Genomic DNA, 16,428 nt, shown 5'->3' on the forward strand with positions numbered 1-16,428 from the left:
GAGGCCCGCAAGAGGGGATGGGAGTAGCGTGAGACCGGACGATGACGCGCGGAAGGGGATGGCCATGCGGCTGATCTTTGATGAGCACGAGAAGCCCGCGATCCTCCAGCAGGCCGACGAGGCCGAGCAGGCCGGGGAGCAGATGCTGGCCGACTCGCTGCGCGGCATGATCGAGCACGGCGTCGACCTGTCGAACACCTGGGAGAAGCTGCGTGTCGAGCTGTACGCCCGGCACGGCATCGACGTGAGCGGGGACGGCGGGGACGCCCGTGTCGCCTAACCATGGCCCTCGCCGCGCGGCCCTGGCGTTCACCCCCGAGTGCGAGCCGTACCTGGCGAAGCTGTCGCCTGCGGAGGTGGTGCGCCTGGACCGCGCCCTGGTGGCGATCTCCCTGGACCCGTGGATCGGGCAGGAGCGGCCGACCCGAACGGGACAGGTGCCGCTGCGGGAGTACACCGAAGGCCGCGCCCGCGTGGTGTACCACGTCAGCGCCCTGGCACGTTGATCACCGCCTACTTCGAAGCCTGACCTGCCCCCTGCTGGCCTCGCCTCCCGGTCCCCCCGTCCGGGAGGCGAGGCCCTTTTGCTACCAGGGGAGTTGTCCGCAGCTGGTCATACGCTCGAACTCATGACCACACCCTCTGAGGGCCTTTCGCTGGCCGCCGTCGCTCCGATCGTCGAGACCCGCATCCTCGTGGACACCGTCGAGATCTTCCGCCCCGGCCCGCTGGTCTTGGACCCGGACTCCGGTGAGTACGTGCCCGGCCCGGACACGATCGTCTACCAGGGCTCGGGGGCGAACTTCTCCCAAGGCGGGCCCGGCCTGGTCTGTCCCTGGAAGGGCAGGCGTACGCCGACGACACCCGCAACCGGTACCGGCTGCTGACGCCGCTGGACGTGCCGCTAGCGTCGCGGGAGGACAAGGTGCGGGTCACCGTCGCCACCCAGGCTCCTGGGCTGCTGAACCGGACGTGGCGGGTTCTGGACATCTCCGACGCAAACTCCCTCGCGGTGGTGCGCACGACGTGGCTGGACGAGCTGACCCAGTCGACAGGAACGTGAGACGAGCCGGTGGATGTCACACAGGCCAAGGCCGACCTTGAGGCACAGTTGACCGACACGGTGCGGATCTCCCGCACCGCAGGGCAGCCTGTGCTGGACCCGATGACGGGAGAGCCGGGCCAGACCCCGACGAGCGTCGTGTATGAGGGGCCGGGGGCGGTGCTGTCCACGCACGGGCAGATCGTGCTGCAGCAGTTCCTCGGCGTCGACTGGCTGTCGGAGGGCGCGGCCTGGTACCGGCTCGTCACCCCTGTGACGGCGCCGATCGCGCTGAACGGCGACCTGGTGGAGGTCGTCACCGAGACGGGCGGCCTGGCCGGCCGCACGTGGCTGGCCGACGACAGCACGGAGGCATCCACGGTGGAGATCTGCCGCTCCACCCGGCTGACCGAGCGCATCACCACCGCGCCCGCCGCCATCTGAACTTTTCAGAGAGCGGTTCGTGGTGGGCCCGGGACGTCTGCGAAGCGCAGTAGCTGACGAAGCTCCGCGACCAGCACCTCTGCCCAAACCTCACCCAGAAACAGTCATGCTGACCCACGCCGAGGAGAAGCTCGCTCAACTCGACGCGCAGGTCTCCCGGCTGCAGGAGTCTGTCGACCTGGGAATTCCCACCTCCGGGAGATCGTTGCTCGCACCACTGCGGTGGCCGCATCGCCGGAGCCTTCGTGACCTGGACGGTTGTCACCTCCGGCGATGGTCATGCTCAACACCGAGTTCCTGCAGGGATAAGCAGCCGCCCCGGCTCCATTCGGAGTCGGGGCGGTTTCTCGTCGTGTGCGGTCAGGACTGGGGAGGGTTGCGGCACAGGCAGAACGGATGCCCGGCCGGGTCGGTGTAGACCTGCCAGCCGTAGCCGGACTCGCCGACGAAGCTCTTTTGGAGGGTGGCGCCCAGCTTGATCACCCGGCGCTGCTCGGGCTCGAACTCGTCCACTTCGAAGTCGAGGTGGAACTGCTGCGGATGCTCCTGGCCCGGCCAGCCGGGCCGCTGGTAGTTCTCCACCCGCTGAAACGACAGCTCGACGCCGTCGTTGCGCAGGTTGACCCAGTCCTTCTGGCTGATCTCGGTGTTGATCTCCCAGCCCAGCAGCTCGGCATAGAACTCGGCCAGCTTCCAGGGGTCGGGGCAGTCGAGGATGACATCGGTGAACGTCAGCATTCGATCATCGTAAACCGCGGCGCCGGACGCCCGCGATGCATTAGATCGGTGCACCTCAAGACTTAGTTCGAAGAAGGGAGATCAAGCGCAAGCATGGGTGACGTGGCGGACGGTCCGTTGCTCAACTGCCATGGACTGCCCTGGTCTCAGGGCCTTGCCAGAAGCCCTTGTGTGGTCAGCAGGTTTCGAACCTCCGCCAAGGAGGCGGCACACATGTGCGCCTGCCTGAGTGATTCTTCCCGGTGGGTTGTCGCCCAGCCGATCACGGTGCAGCCGGCCGCCACAGCCGCGCTTATGCCCGCGGGGGCGTCCTCCACGACCAGACATGCCGAGGGGGCGAAGCCGAGCCGGGAGGCCGCCAGCGCGAAGCAGTCCGGCGCGGGTTTCGCGTGTTCCACGTCGCTGCCGTAGACCTGGACGGCGGGGAGGGGAAGGCCAGCCGCCGCAAAGTGTTCCCCGACAGAGGTCCGGTCCCCGGAGGTCACGATGGCCCACGGGCTGTCGGATAGCGCCTCCAGCAGATCAGCAGCTCCGTCAATCGGCGGGAAACCGTCCTTCTCCTGGGCCAACAACTCGTCGAGCACCCGTCGTTCGATGGCTGGGTCCAGATGCGGAGCCGCGTCCTTGACCGTGTCCTCGGGGCGCCGCCCGAAGGTGAGTCTCCAGACCTTCTCAGGATTCAGGCCCAGCTGATGCAGGTGGGAGTGGTTGGCGGTCATGCCTGCGAAGATGCCGCCCAGCCGCCGGGCGGTTCGGGCTCGGCCGAGGCTTCACCTGATCGGGACGGCACGGTCAGCAGCAGGTGACGCCCCCAAGGGCGGGCAGCGACCGGCCGCTGAGTGAGCCGGCCGGGGCGATGCGGGCCGGTTCAGCCGCCGGTGGTGGCGTGCCCGCCGACCTGTGCGAGGCACTGGACCTCGGCTTCCAGCCGAAGAACATCGAGGGCATGCGATCCAAACTCAAGCGTCTCGTCGCCCGCGGCATCCTTACCGAAACCGCACCAGGCTTGTTCACCCAGCCCCGGCCATAGATAGCCCACCGGGAGTCCCCTGATCAGGGAAACTCGCCCCAGACCAACGGCGAAATGCACACGAACTCGCGAACCGCCCTCTGAACGCGGCCGAGACTCCAGCCGAGTTCGGCACCGTCCTCAATGCCCTGCTGGACGCAGTCGAACCCATTCCTCAACGCGGTCATCGAGCACCTCGACGCCACCGCCCGGTGGAAGGGCCAGAACTGCGGCGCCGAACCCGGGTCCCCGCCTTGGCTGCTGGGCCGCCAGCAGAATCGCCTCGGCGCTGGCCATGGCTGCCGACGCGGACCTGAAGATCCTCCGCGCGCACTACGCCCGCCCCCGGACCTCGACGCGCTCACCAAGCAGGGAAGAGGAGACGCCGGCAGTGGTACCACCCCGCCGGAGTCGACGTTCTCGGAGTGACCCGGTGGCACGGCCCCGGCGGGGTGGCGGATTCCAGGGCCCTCAGGATGTGGGCGCGTCCAGCTGCGGCTCCAGCCGCACCTCGGTCACGCTCACGCCCTCCGGAGCGCCGAACGCCTCGACCATCACGCCCAGGTAGGTACCGGTGACCTCCAGAGCCAAGTGGTCGGCCCCCACGCGCAGGTCGAGCCTTGCCACGGGCTCGCCTGAGAAGTCCGGCATGCGGTAGATCCGCGCCGCCGGGTAGTCAAGGCCCGTGAGCTTCTCCTGCATCTCCTCGTACGTGGCCGTGTCCGTGCCCGAGAACGTCCTGCTGATGCGCAGTGCGTGCCTCTCGGCGGCGCACTCCTCTTCCGCGGTCAGCGGCACCTCATCGACCAGGATGGGCATGGTGGAGTCGGGGGTCGGCTCCGCTGCCGTGGTGTCGGCCGTGGAAGCCGATGCGACATCATCGGTGCCGCTGGAGACGTCCGGAGCGCAGCTCTGCGAGATGAGGTTCGCCAACTCGAGGAACCGCATCTCCCCATCGTCGTCGGTCGCCGCGACGACGCTGACCGTAGAGGATTGATCGGCGGTGGCGTTCTGCGCGCCGAAGCCGGCCAGGACGACGACGCCGCCGAGCGCGGCCGCCAGCAAGGACTTCGGGAGGAGCTTCGATCGCATGTCCGTACCGTGCAGGCTTCTGGCCACCGCCCACATGAGTACCCGTACTCAATCCACCAGAGCATCAGCTCACCAGCGATCCTCAGTCCACCAGATCCGCCGCCGTCAGCAGCCGCGTCAGGTCCGTCCGCGAACGTGCGTGCAACTTCCGGCGGGGCACACGGCAGATGGGGTTCCACCGTCTTCCGGGACATGAACAGCGAGGCCGCACCGAGATCGACACCGGCAGCTTCGCCAGGAAGCAGTAACCGACCAAGGCTCGCGAGCAGCAGCCCTGCTCCAACCCGCTACGACACGGACATCAAAGATATGTCGCGCAGTCCCGCCCTCCAGGCGAGTCAAGTCGATCGACTCCTCAGCCATGAGGGGCACCTCCCAGCTCGGCTCCAGATACGACACACCGTCACTCCTTATCGCCGGAGCCGGGCTTGAAGGTCGGGTTGAGCGCGTATCGCGCGATTCCGTACGGCTGGAAATCGGCATCGGCAAGGACGCGGTAGAGGAACTCCGAGGTGGACATGTCGTACCGGTGCCACGCGCCGTCCTCGGCGCGCGCGAGGACGGGGTACTCGCCCGGCCGTTCGGCATCGATCAGCCAGCAGTACTCGTCGGCCCACTCGGTAGAGCCCCAGGGGACCAGCCCCTTGCCGCCCGGCGCGTAGATCGCATGGGGCTCGACGGCGGAGAGGACTCCGAGCTTGCTGTCCTGGTCGACCGACAGGGCGACCCGCCACTGTGTCAGGAAGTCGAACGCGAGGCCCTCGTCGCGCCCCAGAAGGTAGACGGAATCACTGAAGACGCCGCCGCCGAACGCCTCGTAGAGCTCCTTGTAGTCCGCCGGCAGTGGGACCCCCAGCTCTCCCTCGATCGCCGCCCAGTCGACGGAGATCCCGAGCGGTTCCCACCCGGTCAGTTCGATCACTCGCTGAACCCACATACAACAATCTTTTAGCACCGGTTTTCGTTCCGATGTCTTTCAACCACCCCCTCGTCGCTCACGTCACGGTCCGCTACGTCGTCGACAACGGCGTCAAGTGAGTCAAACTGCCTTGTGACTTCCCGCCGTACCGGCGGGTGCACGCGTTCGCCCGCCGCTGGCAGGTGACAGGCTTGCTCGCCGAGCTCCACGACCGGCTGCGCGACAAAGTGCGCCAGAAGGAGGGCCGTGAGGTGGACCCGACGGCCGCCGTCGTGGACTCGCAGTCCGTGCGGGCAGCGGCGAACATCCCGGCGCTTCACGCCCGGCTGGGACGGCGGCAAAAGGGTGGGCGGGCGCAAGCGGCACCTGGTGGTGGACTGCCTCGGCCTGGTCCTGGCCGTCGCGGTGACCGCAGCGAGCCTGCAGGACCGGGACGCCGCAGTGCGGACGGGCCAGGCGGCGGCTCATGACCATGCTCATCGGCCAGAGGATCATCGCCTCGGCGCTGTCGGTGCGTGCCTCGTAATCGCGGGCCAGGCGCCGTGAGCGCATCAGCCACGCGAACGTGCGCTCCACCAGCCACCTCCTGGGCAGCACCGTGAACCCCGCGAGATCGTCGCTGCGTTTGACCACCGTCAGCGCGATCCGCAGGAGGCCGCGGGCGAAGTCGACCAACTGCCCGGTGTAGCCACCGTCGGCCCACACCCGCGTGATCCGCCAGTGCCGCTCGCGCAGCCGGGCCAGCAGTTCCCGGCCCGCGTCCCTGTCGGTCACCGACGCCGCCGTGACCGAAACGTCCAACAGCAGCCCGAGCGTGTCCACCACGATGTGCCGCTTGCGCCCGTTCACCTTCTTCCCGCCGTCGAAACCCCGCGTCGCAGCAGGCACCGATGCGAGACAATCACACGGCAGCAACCGAGTTGGACTCACCCGACAGTTGCGCGGAAGACTGCAGCACAGGGCCTTCTGACGCTCGAAGGGACTTCAGCAATCCCGAGCTGGACAGGAGGCCCTGCCCTCATGCACGTCCCCCCAGAAGATCACCCCACCGAGTCGCCGCACTCGAACCCACGCTCACCGCGATCGATAAAACGGCTTCTTAGTCCGCTGGGCCTGCTGAGCCGCGCTCAGATCAGCTTGTCCTTGTAGTAGAAGCTGGCCTGCTTGGGAGCGGAGGAACTGGCGCCGGAGGCGAAGCCGGTGACCAGGCGGGCGGCGGTCGGCGTGGCCAGGTCGGGGATCTGGATGGCCATGCCCTCTGGCTCGCGGTAGGGCAGGGACTTGCCGGCTTCGGTGAGGCGGCGGTTGACCTGGCCGCCGGTGTTCCAGTCCACGATGGTGTGGTACGTGTTGCCGGGCGCCGGGTTGGTCTCGCTGTACTGGTTGCCGTCGAGCAGGTACAGGTACTGCCCGAAGGACGTGTAGCCCTGGAACGTGCCGAGCCCGGTGGGCTGGGTCACGGTGGCCAGCGGGGTGAAGGTGCCGGCCTTGAACTGGGCGAGGTCGTACAGGCTGTACTTCCAGGTGCCGCTCAGGTAGTAGCGGTGCGCGATCTGGCTGTTGGCCGGGTCGATGGCCACGGTGGTGTTGGTGGAGCCGGAGACCGGGGTGTACTTGGTCAGCGCGGCGGAGTCCTTGCGCAGCACGGCACCGTTGGCGAACTTGAAGCGGGCGATCTTCGCGCCGTAGGAGCTGCCGCTGGAGTCGGGGGTGCCGGCCTCTACCTCCGTCCACAGATAGGCGCTGTTCCCGGAGGGCTCCGCGGCGATGGACACGCCGTGGCCGAAGCCGAGCAGATACATGCGGCCGATGATGTTGCCGCCCCAGTCCAGGCGCGTGATGCAGAGATCGCCCTGCGCGGAGCGTTCGGTGCCGGTGTAGCTGCGCGTCTCGCCGGGCAGTTGGCGGCCGGCACGGATCAGCTGGGCCGTGTACAGGTGCTTGTTGGTGTTGTCGAAGGCGAAGGACTGCAGCACACGGTCCTCCTGCAGCCAGATCTCCCGGAACAGTTCGTCCGATTCGTCGGTGAGGTCGAAGCGCTGCGACGCGCCCACGGCCGCGCTGGCGTCGCGCGCCGCGATGACGGTGGCGGTCCCGGCGGCGAGTGCCCCGCCTCCCCAGGCCAGTAGCTGCCGTCGCGTCAGCCCTGCGCGCACGTCGACCATGATGAACCCCCGCCCCTCGGCTGTACGTTGCCGTCCCCTGGTGATGCGCTGTGGTGCCCGCGGCGTGAACGGCGGGTGGCGCGGCGGTGATTCAACCATCACTTCGCTCGCGAGCGCCACCCTTCTCCGCCCTTGCGTGCCAGGTCAGAGCCATGTCGGGCGCGCGAGGGCCTTCATGTGAGGCAGGTCACATGCGTAAGGGGCCGGATGCGGTCGGCTATGTCCGCCCTGCCAGTTTTACGGACCTTTCCCCCGCTGATCACCAGGCCTTAATCTCAGCGCTCTGCCATGCCCGCTGCGCGCCCCGCCCGCCGTAACCCCCACGACGGCACCCGGGTTCGGGAGACACAGCGGTGCTTCGGCGTGCATCAGCATGCGGTCCGGCACGCCCCTGACAGAGAAACGGGGTGGTGCTGGATGCGCTCCGAGAGACGGGGGGTTGCGCCATGTCATGGCGAAGACGCCAGTTGTCCATGGCCGTTGCGACGGCACTGACCATCGGCCTGCTGGGCGGTCAGGTCGCGACCGCATCGGCCGCCGGCAAGCCCAAGCCGCCGGTGAACGTGCCGACGCAGCGGGCGGGCGCCGTGCCCGCGGACGACGCGGCGGAACCCACGATGACCAGGCCGGACCGCCCGGAGTGGCCGAAGGCCATGCGGGCCGGCGTGGACCTGAGGGGCCTGCGCCCCGGGAAGTCCCGCCAGGCCGCTCCCTCGGCCCAGGCGGCGGACGACTCGATCGTCCGGGTCGGACCCGCCCCCAGGCGCACGCTGAAGGACACCACCTCCCCGTCCCCGTCGCCGGCCAAGGTGGACGTCAAGGTCCTGGACCGGGCGCAGTTGGCACGTGTCGGCTCGGCCGGTGTGGGCCTGCAGCTGACCCGTAAGGACGGCAAGGCCGAGCCCGGCCCCGTACAGGTCGAGCTTGACTACTCCGGCTTCGCCCACGCGTACGGCGGCTCCTTCGCGTCCCGGCTGCGGCTGGTGAAACTGCCGGCGTGTGCGCTGACCACCCCGCAGAAGAAGAACTGCGCCGCCAAGCCCATCCTGGTCAAGTCCAGGAACGACGTCAGGGCCGGCAAGCTCACCGCCACCCTCGACACCGACGGCGACCCGACCGGCGTCCGCTCGCCGCTCGGGACGGACCCGATGGACTCCTACAGCACCCAGCCCATGCCCCGGGCCCAGGCCACGTCCGGTTCGGTCTACGTGATGTCGTCCACCTCGTCGTCCGACGCCGGGGACTACCGGGCGTCGACCCTCAACCCGACCGGAACGTGGAACGTGTCCACCGGTTCCGGCGCGTTCACGTACAGCCTGCCGATCCAGGTGCCCAAGCCGCCCGCCGGCCCGGCGCCGGAGCTGGGACTCTCGTACAACTCGCAGGCCGTGGATGGTCTGACGTCCCAGCAGAACACGCAGGCCGGGTGGGCCGGGCTGGGCTGGGACCTCGGCATCGGTTTCATCGAGCGGCGCTACCGCAGCTGCCAGGACGACGGCACCGGCTCCGGTTGGGTCGGTGACCTGTGCTGGGACTCGCCGAACTCCACACGCGAGATCGACGGCGCCGCGTACGTCATCAACCTCAACGGCGTCTCCTCCGAGCTGATCCAGGACGACCACGGCACCGGCTGGTACCACGTCAAGGACGACCCGGGGTGGCGGGTGCAGCGCCTGGACGGCGGGCACGGCTCGGACGACGAGTACTGGGTGGTCTCCACCCAGGAGGGCATGCGCTACTACTTCGGCTGGGGCCGTTCGGAGCGCGTCGACGAGGCCACCGGCACCCGCCGGGCGACCAACTCGGTGCAGACCGTGCCGGTGTTCGGCAACGACCCGGGCGAGCCGTGCTACTCGGGCGGCGTCGGGGTGTGCAACCAGGCCTACCGCTGGGGCCTGGACCGGGTCGTCGACCCGCGCGAGGTGGAGACGGCCTACTTCTACGAGAAGGAGAAGAACCACTACCGCTCGGTGCTGCTGAGCGACACCGCGCGCTCCTACGACGCGGCCGCCTACCCGGTGCGGATCGAGTACGGCTGGGCCTCCCAGATTCCCGGCGCGCAACTGCCGGCCAAGGTGGAGCTGCGCTACGTGGGCCGCTGCGTGGAGCGGATGAGCGACAAGGACCCGCTCGCGAGCGAGCCGGCCGCCTGCCCGTCGATCTCCGACTATCCGGACTCCTATCCCGACACCCCGACGGACCTCATCTGTGACGGCACGGCGGCCGACAACGGCTGCCGCACCATCACCGGCGAGACGTACTCCCCGACGTTCTTCGCCCGGCAGATGCTCTGGGACGTCAAGACCTTCGTCCGGGACAACGACTCCTCCGCGTGGGACCCGGCGATGCAATACCAGATGAAGTACGGGCTGCCGAACCCGGACGGGGTCATCGACGCCAATCTGTGGCTGGACTACGTCCAGCGCAAGGGATACGGCGACGGCGACGACATCACCCTGCCCACCATCAACATCAACGGCGAGTGGCGGGACAACCAGCTCGGCGGGGGCGTGCTCAACTTCCGCCGGGTCACCCAGATCCACGGCGATCTCGGCGCGTTCACCAACGTCACCTACCGCAACTACGACGCGCAGGACACCTGCGACATCAACAACCCGCCCACCGAGTCCAACAACACCAACGCCTGCTTCAAGCAGCGCTGGGTGCCGGAGGGGTCCACCGAGGAGCGCAGCGGCTGGTTCAAGAAGTACGTCGTCGCCCAGGTGAGCGTCGACCCCGGCCCCGGACAGGGCCCGAACAGCGACGGCGACCCGGTCATGACGACCACCTACGACTACGTGGGTCAGCCCGCCTGGGCCTTCCCCAATGACCCGCTGACCAAGGACGACAACGAGTCCTGGACCGACTGGCGCGGCTACCAGCAGGTCGAGGTGCACACCGGCACCAAGGACAACGCCGCCTCCACCTACTACTGGCTCTACCGCGGCTTGGACGGCGACCGCACGTCCAAGACCGACCCGTCCGCCACCCGGTCCGTCACGGTGTCCGACGGTGACGGCACCACCGCCAACGTCACCGACCACGCCTGGCTCAACGGCAAGGTCCTGGAGACCAGCGACCGCGACGGCAGCGGACAGTCGCACAAGCGGATCTGGCACCGCTACTGGAGCCACAACACCGCCCACTACGACGGTCTGCCCGACGCCCGCTTCGTGCGCGAGAACAGGACGATCACCCACGAGAAGACGTCCACCGGCTGGCGCGAGCACGTCGTCGAGGACCAGTACGAGGACACCGACGCCCGCAGCACCACCTACGGCCGTCCCGTCCGCACCAATGACTGGGGCCTGTCCGACTTCGACGACAACCGCTGCACCACCTACGGCTACGCGTACAACACGGACCTCTTCCCGAACTCGAACGTGCAGCGCTGGATGGTGCTGGAGGACGACGTCCGGCACTACGCGGCCGACTGCGCCGCGACCGACCGGCTGAGCAAGAAGGACGGTCACACGGTCACCCTCTTCGACGGGGCGCAGATCGCCACCGGGAGCGAGCCTGCCGCCAACAACCACCCCGCCGACGCCAACCCCACGTCGCAGGTGAAGTACACCGACGGCACGAACTACCGCCAGACCTGGACGGGTTACGACGAGGCAGGCCGGGTCATCTCCACCAAGGACGGCCGCGGCAAGATCACGACGACCACCTACCAGCCGGACACCTCCTGGCCGGTCAACGGTGTCAAGGTCACCACGCCCGATCCCGACGACGCCGGACCGGGCACGGCCCACTCCACCACCACCTGGTCCTCCCGGTTGTGGGGCACCCCGTACCGGATCGAGGACCCCAACGGGAAGACCACCCGGATCGTGCACGACTCGGTCGGCCGCTACGTCCAGGTCTTCAAGCCGTCGCAGATCGCGGCCTACCCGGCCGGCACGCCGTCCCTGGAGTTCGTCTACACCGTCACCGCGGCCGACAACGCCGAGGGCGTGCCCGATCTGGTGTCCACCGTGCCACCGAAGATCACCACGAAGACCCTGCAGTCCGGCACGGCCGTCCTGACCAGCCATGCCTACCTGGACGGTCTCGGCCGCACCCGTGAGACCCAGACGCCCGCGGCCGGCGGCACCGGCCGCACGGTGGTCTCCACCCGCTACGACACCTCCGGCAATGTCACCGGCACCAGCGCGGCGTTCTACAACTCCGGCGTCGCCGGCTCCGGCATGGTGCTGCCGACCGTGGCCGATCTGCCGTCGTACACCGACCTGCTCATCGACCACGCGGGCCGCACCACGCAGTCCCGCCTGCTGACCATGGGCAACCCGCAGATCCAGAAGCAGACCTTCGCGAACTACCACGGTGACTACGTCACGAACGTCTCACCGACCGGCGAGCGCACGAACGTCTACTCCGACGTCTTCGGTCAGACCACGAAGGTCGTCGAATTCGGCCCGTCCACGTACACGACCCAGTACGAGTACTCCAGGAACGGCACGCTCACCAAGATCACGGACGCGAAGGGCAACATCACCACCTACACCGCCAACTGGCTCGGTGACCGGCTGACGTCCACGGACCCCGACACCGGCACCACGATGACCACCTACGACGAGAACGGCAACGTCGCCACCACCCGGGACGGCAACGACGCCGTCACCCTCACCTACAAGTACGACAACCTCAACCGGCCGCAGACCGTCCAGAACGGCACCACCGTCCTGACGCGTACGACGTACGACACCGCCACCAACGGCAAGGGCCGGCAGGCGGCCACGACGACGTACCAGGGCGGCTTCGCCTACACCACGGAGGTCACCGCGTACGACACGGACGGCCACCCGACCGACACCAAGACGACCATTCCGGCCGACGGCAACGGCCTGGAGGGCACCTACACGCTGAAGTACGGCCACGACGCCGCGGGCCACCAGACCACGGTCAGCTATCCGGCGACCGCGGGACTTCCCGCGGAGACCGTCACGACCGCACATGACGGCCTGGGCATGGTGGACAAGGTCACCAGCGACCTCGGCGGCACGACCTACGTCGACGCCACGGACTTCGACACGCTCGGCCGCCTGACCGGCCGGACGTACGGCGTCTCCGGCGCGGCCAACGGCACGAAGCGCACGTACAGCTACGAGGACACGACAGGCACCGGCTGGCTGAGGAACATCACGACCTCCACCACGGCCAAGGGAACCGTCCAGAACGACGACTACACCTACGACGCGGGCGGCCAGATCACCGATCTGACCGACAAGACCACCGGCCAGCACCAGTGCTTCGGCTACGACGAGCTCAACCGCATCTCCCGCGCGTACACGAGCGCGGGAGCCTGCACGGGCCCGTTCGCACCCGACCTCGCCACCGGGTCCGACCCGTACCAACTCGACTACACCTACGACGGCATCGGCAACCTGCAGAAGGTCACCAGCACCACCGCCTCGGGCAGCAGCGTGCGCGACTACGTCTACCCGGGCTACTCGGCCGACCAGTCGACCTACACGCCCGGCGCGCCCCGACCGCACGCCGTCAGTACCGTCAAGACGTCGTCCGGCAACGACAGTTACACCTACAACAACGCCGGCCAGATGATCACGCGTACCGTCGGCGGGGCGAGCACGACGTTCGTGTGGAACGAACTGGGCCGGGTCACCCGGACCACAGGCGCCTCGACCACCAACTACGTCTACGACACCGAGGGCAACCTGCTGATCCGCAAGAGCGGTGACGAGGCGGTCCTCTACCTGGCGGGCCAGGAGATCCGCAAGACCGGTACAGGCACCCCGCGCGCGACCCGCTACTACACGGCGGGCACGACGACTGTCGCCATGCGCGAGGCGACCGGCGGCAACGGCACCCTCACCTGGCTGCTGTTCGACCAGAAGGGAAGCATGCAGCTGGCGGTGTCCAGCACCGGTACGCCGACCCGCCTCCGCTATCTCCCGTTCGGCGCCTCCCGGGGCACGGCGACGGACATCAGCGGAACCGACCGCGGCTTCCTCGGCAAGGCCACCGACAAGGACGCGGGCCTGTCCGTCCTCGGCGCCCGCATGTACGACGCGAAGCTCGGCCGGTTCCTGTCGCCCGACCCGGTGAAGACGCCGTACCAGCCGCAGAACCTCAGCCTCTACAGCTACGCCAACAACAACCCCGTCTACTTCAGCGACCCGAGCGGGCTCGGCGTCCCCGAGTGCATGGAAGGAATCATCACCGGCTGCAGCAACGGCGTACCGGACGAGGACTCGGTGTACCACCCGGAACGCGAGCCGGGTTACTCGTCCGGCTCGTCCGGGGGCGACGAGTTCCCGACCGACCTTCCGGTGGTCGACCTGCCGGAGGGCGGCCCCCTGCCTCCCGCCGCGGGCAGCGACGTGGAGCTGATGATCACGTTCCTGGTGGGCTCGGCCGGCTGGGTCGACTACAACACGGCGGCCGCGTACGAGGCGGCCGGCAACAAGGAGTACACCCGGACGTACAAGTACACGGTGAGTGATGCCGTGGCGATGACGGAACAGTTCGCCGACAGCCACTCCTTCAGCGCCTCGCTGAAGGTGGGCGCCAAGGGCAAGACGGGAATCCCGCTGGTCGCGGAGGGCGAGCTGAGCACCGAGGTCACGGTCGGCTACAACGGCACCTTCGCCTGGACCAACATCGACACGGACACCAAGACGAAGACGGCCGAGACCAGCGTCAGCTTCACCGTCAAGAAAGGCGAAGCCTCCGGCCTGTCACCCTCCGGCGTCATCACCAAGTACAAGACGGCCTATATGCACAAGGACGGAAGCTTCTCCTATAAGACGTGGAGCACCTTCGACGTCACGGTGTGGAAGCCCGTCACCTACACCAAGATGCCGCAGACCACCGTCCCGTTCACGGGGAACATCCTGTAACCGGGGAGACCGCCTGACATACGGGGCCGGTGCCTGACACACAGAGGCCGGAGCGAGCCACGAAATCGGCTTGCTCCGGCCCCTGTGCGGTGTGCGGTGTGTGCCGTGCGCGGTGTGCCGTATGGCGTGCGCGTCGCTAGGCCGCTAGGCCGCTAGGCCGCTAGGCCGCTAGGCCGCTAGGCGCAGACTCGCCAATCGGAGGGCCCTGCCGGGACCTCGTCGGCCTTGGTGCCGAGCCGCAGGGTCTCCGTGCGTCGGCCGTCGGCGCGCACGACCTGGGCCCGCAGGATGCCCGCGGTGCGTGCGTCGAGCTCCACCCCGTAGATCGTGCGGGTCGCGTCACCGGCCTCGATGACGCGCGCCCGTCTCACCACAAGGGGCTTGTCACCACAGGAGAGGGACCGGACGGTCTCCCTGTCGGCCACGAGGATGAGGCCGTAGTCACTCCGGGCGCTGTACACATCCCCTTCGTAGAGCCGGTCCAGCGTCGGCGTGGCGCTGATGGCCCGGATGGGCTCGGTCGTACACGAGGACATCGTGGTCCCCCCGCCATAAGAGAAGACGCAGTGGCGCTTGTCGGGCGTCGTCCAGAAGAACACGGTGCCCTTGGCGCCCGCGCTCACCAGGCTCAAGCCCTCACGGTCGGGAGCGTCGTCACCGGTGGCGATTTCGCCCAGGACACGCTGACGGTGCTCCTCCACCTGGGCCTGCAGCGACTCCCGCGACGCCTGCGCCGGCGAGTTGGTGCTGCCGTGCGGCGCGGAGGCGGCCTTGCTGTCGCGTGGCTCGGCGGAGGGCGGGCTGTCGGCTGACCCGGCGGCGGGCGCGCCTCCGGCGCACGAAGCGAGCGCGACCGAAGCGATCACGGCCACAGCCGCCACAGAGATCCCCGACCAAGGACGTCGTCCTGTCACACCAACCCCCCGCCATGCCCCGTAAGTCCAGGTCAGCATACGGTCGCGGCCCCAGGTCGGGGAGGGGTACGCAGCGGGGCGGCACCCGGCAAGCGATGCACGGGTGCCGCCGTTGTCGTGACTGCCGCGAAGACCGAGAAGCCCTACCGGTAGATGACAAACGGCCCGCTTGACCCTCTGACCTGTTTCGCAGCGTTATGCAGGGCCTTGTGCCCTGAGTTGCCCTCGGGTCCCCGTGGCCCGCCAGGCTCCCACCGGTCTCCGCTCTGGAGACGCGGCGGCCCCGAACCGGTGACTCCAACACCGGCCGGGGCCTTGATCCGAAACTCACCCAGCGATCAAGGGAGCACGGACCCAAGGCAACTTCTCCCTCTCCATCGGATCACCCCGCGTCGGAGGGCGAGCGGCGTGGATCGGCGCCCCTGGCCAGTCAGCCTGACAGGGGCCGGCCGTGCCGCAAGCCGAGAACATCGTCTTGTCCCGCGTCCCTCTGCCCGTTGCCGCGTAGCCCGGCACCGGCGCAGATGAGCCCCCCGCTCCGTACGGACCGGGGGCCTCTGTCCTGAAGGTCTACTGCTGCGGGAAGCCGGCCTGGCGCAAGCGCGTCCCCCAGATCCCCGACTTGCCGGGCGCGATGATGCCGTTGGGGTCGAGCGTGTCCAATTCTGCGCGAGCAGGTCGAGGGCAGCACAGGGCGCTGACGCTCGCCGCCGGGGGCGACAATTGATGTTGCGCGGGAAGCGTGGCGCTTGCATCATCCCTGGATGGACGACACACCAAACACATTCCCAACTGCTCTGCCCGCGTTGCGCGTTGCGGCGCGCGAGACAGGCTTCACCATGTCCTGTGAGGAGCGAACCGGCAGCTTGCTGGCCGTACTCGCGGCTGCCCGGCCGGGTGGCCGCATTCTCGAACTCGGCACCGGCGCACGGATGGGGGCAATCAGCCTCAAGCCGCCCCCTCCTCTGCTTGCTGGAGGGGCCATGTGGCCCGGGCGAGGGTAATTGTCAAGCCATTTCGGCTTTTTCCGCGCTGGGCGCTTCACCCGCGTCGGCTGCCGCCTCCGATGGCTACGTCAGTGGTGCGGGCGACTTCTACGACGACTTCATCTCGGTCATGAAGCGGGTGGAGCCGCAGATCACGACGATACGCGGGAGGCTCAACAGCTTCTTCGCGTCGGCGAGCTTCTCCTCGGGGGTGAGTAGTTGCGGGTATGACACTGATTCCTCCTGGTGGTGTGGT

15 protein-coding genes are annotated in these 16,428 nt (G+C 68.3%); 7 read left to right on the forward strand and 8 right to left on the reverse strand.

Features of this window, described 5'->3' with window-relative positions:
- Positions 1-64 precede the first annotated feature (64 nt).
- The 5 genes from ACSMXV_RS00255 (at position 65) to ACSMXV_RS00275 (ending at position 1,486) form a co-directional block, all read left to right on the forward strand.
- On the forward strand, positions 65-280 hold the full coding sequence (locus tag ACSMXV_RS00255) for a hypothetical protein (protein ID WP_473175668.1): 216 nt from the start codon (positions 65-67) through the stop codon (positions 278-280).
- Complete coding sequence (locus tag ACSMXV_RS00260) at positions 270-506, forward strand: hypothetical protein (protein WP_473175669.1); 237 nt, start codon at positions 270-272, stop codon at positions 504-506. The genes ACSMXV_RS00255 and ACSMXV_RS00260 overlap by 11 nt, the downstream gene beginning before the upstream one ends.
- 123 nt (positions 507-629) lie before the next feature.
- Positions 630-887 (forward strand): DUF6093 family protein, encoded by a 258-nt coding sequence (locus ACSMXV_RS00265; protein ID WP_473175670.1) that lies wholly within the window; start codon positions 630-632, stop codon positions 885-887.
- A gap of 11 nt (positions 888-898) precedes the next feature.
- The gene (locus ACSMXV_RS00270; RefSeq protein ID WP_473175671.1) at positions 899-1,063 is read left to right on the forward strand and encodes a hypothetical protein; all 165 of its coding nucleotides are present in this window, start codon (positions 899-901) and stop codon (positions 1,061-1,063) included.
- Between the two features lie 9 nt (positions 1,064-1,072).
- Complete coding sequence (locus ACSMXV_RS00275) at positions 1,073-1,486, forward strand: DUF6093 family protein (RefSeq protein ID WP_473175672.1); 414 nt, start codon at positions 1,073-1,075, stop codon at positions 1,484-1,486.
- A gap of 360 nt (positions 1,487-1,846) precedes the next feature.
- Here the strand turns inward: ACSMXV_RS00275 and ACSMXV_RS00280 are convergent, their stop codons facing one another.
- Both ACSMXV_RS00280 and ACSMXV_RS00285 read right to left on the reverse strand, forming a co-directional pair.
- Complete coding sequence (locus ACSMXV_RS00280) at positions 1,847-2,224, reverse strand: VOC family protein (RefSeq protein WP_473175673.1); 378 nt, start codon at positions 2,222-2,224, stop codon at positions 1,847-1,849.
- A gap of 146 nt (positions 2,225-2,370) precedes the next feature.
- A complete protein-coding gene (locus ACSMXV_RS00285) occupies positions 2,371-2,943 on the reverse strand; it encodes an HAD family hydrolase (RefSeq protein WP_473175674.1) in 573 nt (190 codons plus the stop codon).
- Between the two features lie 83 nt (positions 2,944-3,026).
- Between ACSMXV_RS00285 and ACSMXV_RS00290 the strand changes: the two genes are divergently transcribed.
- Positions 3,027-3,254 carry a hypothetical protein gene (locus ACSMXV_RS00290; RefSeq protein ID WP_473175675.1) on the forward strand — a complete coding sequence of 76 codons (228 nt, stop codon included), beginning with the start codon at positions 3,027-3,029 and terminating at the stop codon, positions 3,252-3,254.
- A gap of 450 nt (positions 3,255-3,704) precedes the next feature.
- Here ACSMXV_RS00290 and ACSMXV_RS00295 read toward each other — a convergent pair whose 3' ends face one another.
- From ACSMXV_RS00295 to ACSMXV_RS00310, 4 genes are all read right to left on the reverse strand, one after another.
- Complete coding sequence (locus ACSMXV_RS00295) at positions 3,705-4,325, reverse strand: hypothetical protein (protein WP_473175676.1); 621 nt, start codon at positions 4,323-4,325, stop codon at positions 3,705-3,707.
- A gap of 403 nt (positions 4,326-4,728) precedes the next feature.
- The gene (locus ACSMXV_RS00300) at positions 4,729-5,262 is read right to left on the reverse strand and encodes an SMI1/KNR4 family protein (RefSeq protein ID WP_473175677.1); all 534 of its coding nucleotides are present in this window, start codon (positions 5,260-5,262) and stop codon (positions 4,729-4,731) included.
- A 102-nt stretch (positions 5,263-5,364) separates the two neighbouring features.
- A complete protein-coding gene (locus tag ACSMXV_RS00305; protein ID WP_473175678.1) occupies positions 5,365-6,132 on the reverse strand; it encodes a transposase in 768 nt (255 codons plus the stop codon).
- A 239-nt stretch (positions 6,133-6,371) separates the two neighbouring features.
- Entirely contained in the window at positions 6,372-7,409 is a 1,038-nt protein-coding gene (locus ACSMXV_RS00310; protein ID WP_473175679.1) for a phage baseplate protein, read from the reverse strand.
- Between the two features lie 473 nt (positions 7,410-7,882).
- Between ACSMXV_RS00310 and ACSMXV_RS00315 the strand changes: the two genes are divergently transcribed.
- On the forward strand, positions 7,883-14,272 hold the full coding sequence (locus ACSMXV_RS00315) for an RHS repeat-associated core domain-containing protein (RefSeq protein WP_473175680.1): 6,390 nt from the start codon (positions 7,883-7,885) through the stop codon (positions 14,270-14,272).
- A gap of 176 nt (positions 14,273-14,448) precedes the next feature.
- Here ACSMXV_RS00315 and ACSMXV_RS00320 read toward each other — a convergent pair whose 3' ends face one another.
- Positions 14,449-15,138: a hypothetical protein gene (locus ACSMXV_RS00320; RefSeq protein WP_473175681.1), complete on the reverse strand. Its 690-nt coding sequence runs from the start codon at positions 15,136-15,138 to the stop codon at positions 14,449-14,451.
- Positions 15,139-16,280: 1,142 nt separating this feature from the next.
- Entirely contained in the window at positions 16,281-16,406 is a 126-nt protein-coding gene (locus tag ACSMXV_RS00325; RefSeq protein ID WP_473179248.1) for a hypothetical protein, read from the reverse strand.
- Positions 16,407-16,428 lie beyond the last annotated feature (22 nt).

The sequence above is a fragment of the Streptomyces sp. DSM 42067 genome, from assembly GCF_055792885.1.

Coding starts and splice junctions, on each gene's coding strand:
- ACSMXV_RS00255 (WP_473175668.1), top strand. CDS start 65: ATGCGGCTGATCTTTGATGAGCACGAGAAGCCCGCGATCCTCCAGCAG.
- ACSMXV_RS00265 (WP_473175670.1), top strand. CDS start 630: ATGACCACACCCTCTGAGGGCCTTTCGCTGGCCGCCGTCGCTCCGATC.
- ACSMXV_RS00280 (WP_473175673.1), bottom strand. CDS start 2,224: ATGCTGACGTTCACCGATGTCATCCTCGACTGCCCCGACCCCTGGAAG.
- ACSMXV_RS00285 (WP_473175674.1), bottom strand. CDS start 2,943: ATGACCGCCAACCACTCCCACCTGCATCAGCTGGGCCTGAATCCTGAG.
- ACSMXV_RS00295 (WP_473175676.1), bottom strand. CDS start 4,325: ATGCGATCGAAGCTCCTCCCGAAGTCCTTGCTGGCGGCCGCGCTCGGC.
- ACSMXV_RS00300 (WP_473175677.1), bottom strand. CDS start 5,262: ATGTGGGTTCAGCGAGTGATCGAACTGACCGGGTGGGAACCGCTCGGG.
- ACSMXV_RS00310 (WP_473175679.1), bottom strand. CDS start 7,409: ATGGTCGACGTGCGCGCAGGGCTGACGCGACGGCAGCTACTGGCCTGG.
- ACSMXV_RS00315 (WP_473175680.1), top strand. CDS start 7,883: ATGGCCGTTGCGACGGCACTGACCATCGGCCTGCTGGGCGGTCAGGTC.